The sequence below is a fragment of the Kitasatospora griseola genome (assembly GCF_014648555.1).
GTDB lineage: Bacteria > Actinomycetota > Actinomycetes > Streptomycetales > Streptomycetaceae > Kitasatospora > Kitasatospora griseola.
In genome coordinates this window covers 1-4,858 of record NZ_BMRI01000085.1, presented here as the reverse complement: position 1 = coordinate 4,858, position 4,858 = coordinate 1, and the positions used below count along the sequence as shown (strand labels likewise).

Genomic DNA, 4,858 nt, shown 5'->3' with positions numbered 1-4,858 from the left:
TGACCCGACCAGGGTGGCCGCGATGGTCGCGGACACTCTGCCTCGGGTCCGCCGCACGACGGACCGTTCCGTTCTCATTCGGTGCAACTTTCCTCGGAGATGGGCCCGTTCGGGCCGTGATGGGAAAGCGGGCCGGGCAGCTGGGTGCTGCCCGGCCCGCTCGAAAGAGGTAGCTCAGACGCCGGTGCCGGTACTCAGGTCGGCGGTGTAGTCGGAGAGCTTGGCGATCTGGGCGGGGCTCAGCACGCCCTGGTACAGCCAGACGTCCTCGAGCTCGCCGGAGAAGTACTCGCCCCAGGCGTTGCTCGATCGGCTGCGGCCGAACTGCAGCCCGCCCTTTGTCTCGTACGGCTGCGGGGCGCTGGCGGAGGAGATGTGTGATGTGCAGCCGGTGGCATCGGGAGCGCAGGTCTGGTTACCCATCCGGCCGTTGACGTACAGCACGAGCCGCTGGGAGAAGGCGTCGTAGCTGACGGCCAGGTGGGTCCAGTTCTCCCAGACCGAGCTCTCGGCGGACCGGGTGACCACGGTCCGGGTGGCGCCGGCGGCGTCGTCGGAGTCGCGGACCTCGGCCTGCCATTCACCGCTAGGCTGCCTACACGCGCAGGTAGGCATCGTCGGTGAAGCGCTTCCAGGCGTTGGTGTCGCTCTCGTTCTGGGCCTTCAGGCCGAAGGTGATGGTCTGCCAGCCCCAGTTCGCGGCGTCCTGTACCAGGTCCTTAACCGGGCCCGAGTCGCCGCCGAACTCCAGCCACCCGCCGGGGCACTTGTCGCTGAAACCCTTGGCTGTGGTGATGGTCTGCAGGTTACGGCTCCAGAACCCGGACGCGTTCTGCGCGTTCCAGGTCAGGCCCTTCGAGATGTAGCCGGTGTTCCACAGCTCCACTGGGGCCAGGGTGCACGAGTACGAGTGGCTCTCGTACGTACCGAACTCGGCCTTCAGAATCTGCTTGCCGATGAACGAGCCGCTCGGGATCTGGAAGAACGCGCGCTTCACGTCCAGCGGCGCGCAGCGCGTGGTGTCGCCGCAGTAGCCGACGCCCCAGTCGTGCACGTAGCTGCCGTAGGTGAAGTGCCAGTACGTCTGGTTCGGGTAGGTGCGCGAGACACCGGCCCAGTCCGCGGCGGTCGGAGTGTTCCACGCCGGGTCGATCATCACCGGGTAGACGGTGGCCGGGTCGTCAAGCATCGCCTGGTCCGGCGTCAGGACCATGGTGTCCTTGGGTAGATCGACCTTCAGCCGCGTCATCTTCGCGCCCTCGGCCGGAGTACTCGGATCGGCGGAGGGCGCAGGGGCCGACTTCGCACTGGCAGCCCCGGCCGGCGACGACATCGGGGCTGCAGCTGGCGAGCTTGCCTGCGACGACACAGTCGCGGAGGCACTGGCGGTGGCGGCCGTGGCGGAGTCCCACATCACGGGCGTCGGCGCCTCGAACACGGTGCCGCCGCCCGACGGGTCGACCGCCTTCAGTGAGCCGTCGGACTCCTGTTGAACTGTCAGGCCGTCGGTCTTCAACCCCAGCCGCAGTACGTCGAGTTCGGGGTTCTTCGCAGCCTCCGCTGTATGCACCACGAAGACCTGCGTGAAGCCGGTCGCGGTGACTGTCAGCCGCAGGTCCACATCGGGGAGAATGGAGCGGTACTCGGCGACGGGCCCGTCGACCACCGGCTTCGGCAGCGCCTTCGGCCAGGAAAGCTTCAGTTCCTTGCCGGCCTGCGACATCCGCACCAGTGGCTGGTCACCACCGCCCGAGAACTCCAGGTCCGCGGTCGACCCCTTCGGCGTCAGCGCACCGCTCTTCAGCGCCTGCAGCGCCGGGTCCAGGTCCACCCACCGGCCCGCCTTGCGCGTCCGCTTCGGCTGCACGTACGTGGTCGACAACAGCCGCCCATCGGGCTGCGCCACCACGTCGGAGCTCTCGCCCCGCAACGCCTCGACCTCCACCGGTTTGCCGGTCCGCTTCGCCTCCGCGACCGCCAGCGCCTCCGCTTCATGGGTCGGCGTAGCCGACTCCGTGGACTTCTGCGCCGGTGTACTCTCGGCCGCCCCCGCAGGGGCGACACCCGGTATCCCGAACGCCCCCACCGACATTCCCAAGGCGAGGACGGCCGCAGTCAAACCGCGCACCCGACCTCTCTGCACGGATCTTTGCAGCACGCCACATCCCACAGGTCAAAATGATCATCACATGTGATTCGCGATCATTAATGAATCCCATGAAATTGTCAACATCCAGCTACAGCAACGGAAATGACAGGCAAAGACATACGGGATCAATCAGGCCTTTCGGCAGGCAAATCACCCCAAAGCGGCACCGTCAGGCCCGAATCTAAGCCTCGCCGAGTAGCCGCTGAGTGGCCAAGGCTTTCCTTGACGAATAATCAGAATCGGTGCGCCGGAACAATCCAGGTCTGACGATCACTCACTTCGCCTACGTCGCAATAACTTTGCGCCGTGCGCTGACGCTTCACCGGCCTCCAGCGTCCCTCATCCGCTCCCTCGCCTTCGCCCCCCAAGGGGTCATCGCCGCGGGCGCGCCATCTGACGCCAAGCAGGCATGGCGAACCATCACCATCCGTCCCCCGTGCGACCTCGTGCATGGTTAGTGATGGGTCATGCTCGGCAGGGTGCGGACCTTGTTGCTCAGGCGGCTTGTCCTGCTGGCAGGGCGAGCAACTGGCTTGTATGCAAGGCCTGTTGGTCCGAAGGGAGTCCGGCGACGGCTCGGGTGGTGTCGGGCAGGTGGTCGCGGCGGCTGTGATGCCGTGCGAGGGTGCGCCAGTTCTTGAGGTGGGCGATGCCGTGTTCGACCGGTATGCGGCGTGAGGAGTACGTGCCCGTACAGCCCCGTCCCGTCGCGTTCGAACGGGTCGCCCCGGTGGTCCCGGTCCGTGACCTGGCCTCCGCCCTGGCCCGCTACCGCCGCCTGGGGTTCACCGCCGATGCGTACGAGGACGGCCGCGGGTACGGTTTCGTCTCGCGCGGGGCGGTGGAGCTCCACCTGACCGAGTGGGCGGAGCACGACCCGCTGCGCACCGGTGCGGTGGTCTACCTGTACGTGTCGGACGCGGACGCGGTGCACACCGAGTGGACGGCGGCCGACCTGCCGGGGCGTCTGACCGATCCGGCCGACACCCCGTACGGGCTGCGCGAGTTCGGCTACGTCGACCCGGACGGCACCTTGCACCGCGTCGGCTCCCCGAGCCCGTCCGGAACCCCGGCTGCTGCTTGACTGCCGGGAGAGGAGGAATCCCGTGTGCGGTTCCTCAGTCGGGGGAAGGCCGACGACCGGCCTTGTCCCAGGCGTCGGCCTGCTCTGCGAGCTGACGCGGGATCAACCCGACAGCTGCTGACAGCGTGGAGCCGTTGCGCAGCCGGCACTCATGATGCGCTGGTACGGGCGGCCTGGGGGGCGGCGCGTACCTCCCTGCCGCGCCCGAGCGGCCGGAGCGCACCGCGGCCCTCGCGCTGCGCGGCGACGGGCAGGGCTCGCCTGTCCGTCCCGGGGCACGTTGCAGCCGGTTCTGATCCGGGCTCGGCGAAGCCGCGTTCGGGCCCCGTTGCGTGCCGTCCGTGCCAGCCGAGGACGGCGTCGACGGCCTGGACGGCTGGGTGGCCCTGGTCGGGGTTGGGGCGTCCTCGGCGCCCGCCCAGGCCTCGCCGTAACGTGTCCCGTCGTGTACACCGAGGCGTGCGGGCCGGCGCGGCCCGCACGCCGCCCTTGCTCAGCGACGTCATCACCGTAGCGACACGGAGATCGTCTCTCCTGTGCGGCCGCCCTGGCCGTCGCCTAGGCTTTCGCCAGACGTCCCTGTTGCGCCACCTGTAACACTGGCCAAAGCACCGCAACAGCAGGACACCTGACGAGGGGGCAGCGTGCTGGAACGGCGAACCGGTCAACTCGAGCAACCGATTCCGACCCCCGAGACCGAACCTGAAGTCGTCGCCTTCATCGAATTCCTCAAGCAGCTCTTCGGCGCTCTAGGCGTCTCCCTTACTCGCTACTCTGCCCGCGTCAGTCGGGATAAAGGTTCGGTCTCCCGCTACCTCAACGGGCGACGCATAGCCCCCAAGGACTTCGTCGACGAGCTCCTGCGCCAGGTCGCGGAACTCACCGGGAACCCCGTCACCGATGACGTCCGCACCCAGGCCCACCAACTCCGCCGCGAGGCGCTGCGGGTACGCAACGCCTCACAACACGAACTGGATCAGCTCCGGGACACCCTTGGTGCCGCTGAACGTGAACTCCACCTGGCCAATGTCCGTGAACGCGCGCTTCTGCGCGCCGTGGAAGCGGCCGAAGACCGGGCGCAACAGGCGGAACAGCGGTTCCGGCAACTTGAAAGCGACTGGGCCACCGCCTACTACGCCTCCAGCTCCGCCCAGATCGGCATCTACGATGAGCCCGGCGACGCAGACAGCCTCAGGGACGAGATCCGCGGCCTGAAGGCAGAGCTGGAGGCCCTGCGCGTCGAGCTGTCACGCGCCCAGGCGCTGAAACACGAGGCGGAGGAGCAGTGCCTGCGCTTGGAGGCTCGTCTCCTGGCTGCGGAAGCCGCGCTGCAGACGGAGCGCACCCGCGCCCGCGAGAAGGCCGCCGCAGAGCTGGAGACAGCCCGCCGTGAGGACGTGATCGATCCAGACGTTTTCCACCGCGTCCTGGCCGACTTCAACGGTGCCCGGAGCGTGGCGGGGACCTTGCAGGCGGTCGTCGAGGGAGCGGTCGTCGGATTGGGCTTCGGCGCGGCGGCGGTCAGCCTGGTGCGGCCGGACGGGGATTTGGTGATCGCCGCCGTCTGGGAGATCGAGGAGACCGCCTTCGGCGGCCCGTCCGTGCTGCTCGGCCAGGTCGGCTCC

Annotated in this window: 3 protein-coding genes and 1 pseudogene; 2 read left to right on the top strand and 2 right to left on the bottom strand. The window is 68.2% G+C overall.

What is annotated here, in order from left to right; genetic code table 11:
* Positions 1–174: 174 nt before the first annotated feature.
* Both IEZ12_RS37110 and IEZ12_RS37105 read right to left on the bottom strand, forming a co-directional pair.
* Complete coding sequence (locus IEZ12_RS37110) at positions 175–615, bottom strand: LamG-like jellyroll fold domain-containing protein (protein WP_189278810.1); 441 nt, start codon at positions 613–615, stop codon at positions 175–177.
* Entirely contained in the window at positions 596–2,119 is a 1,524-nt protein-coding gene (locus IEZ12_RS37105; protein ID WP_189278808.1) for a hypothetical protein, read from the bottom strand. Before IEZ12_RS37105 ends, IEZ12_RS37110 begins: the two co-directional genes overlap by 20 nt.
* A gap of 715 nt (positions 2,120–2,834) precedes the next feature.
* Between IEZ12_RS37105 and IEZ12_RS37100 the strand changes: the two genes are divergently transcribed.
* Together IEZ12_RS37100 and IEZ12_RS37095 are read left to right on the top strand one after the other, a co-directional pair.
* Entirely contained in the window at positions 2,835–3,233 is a 399-nt protein-coding gene (locus tag IEZ12_RS37100; protein WP_229848712.1) for a bleomycin resistance protein, read from the top strand.
* A 644-nt stretch (positions 3,234–3,877) separates the two neighbouring features.
* Positions 3,878–4,858 (top strand): annotated as a pseudogene (locus IEZ12_RS37095) (hypothetical protein); the annotation flags it as partial.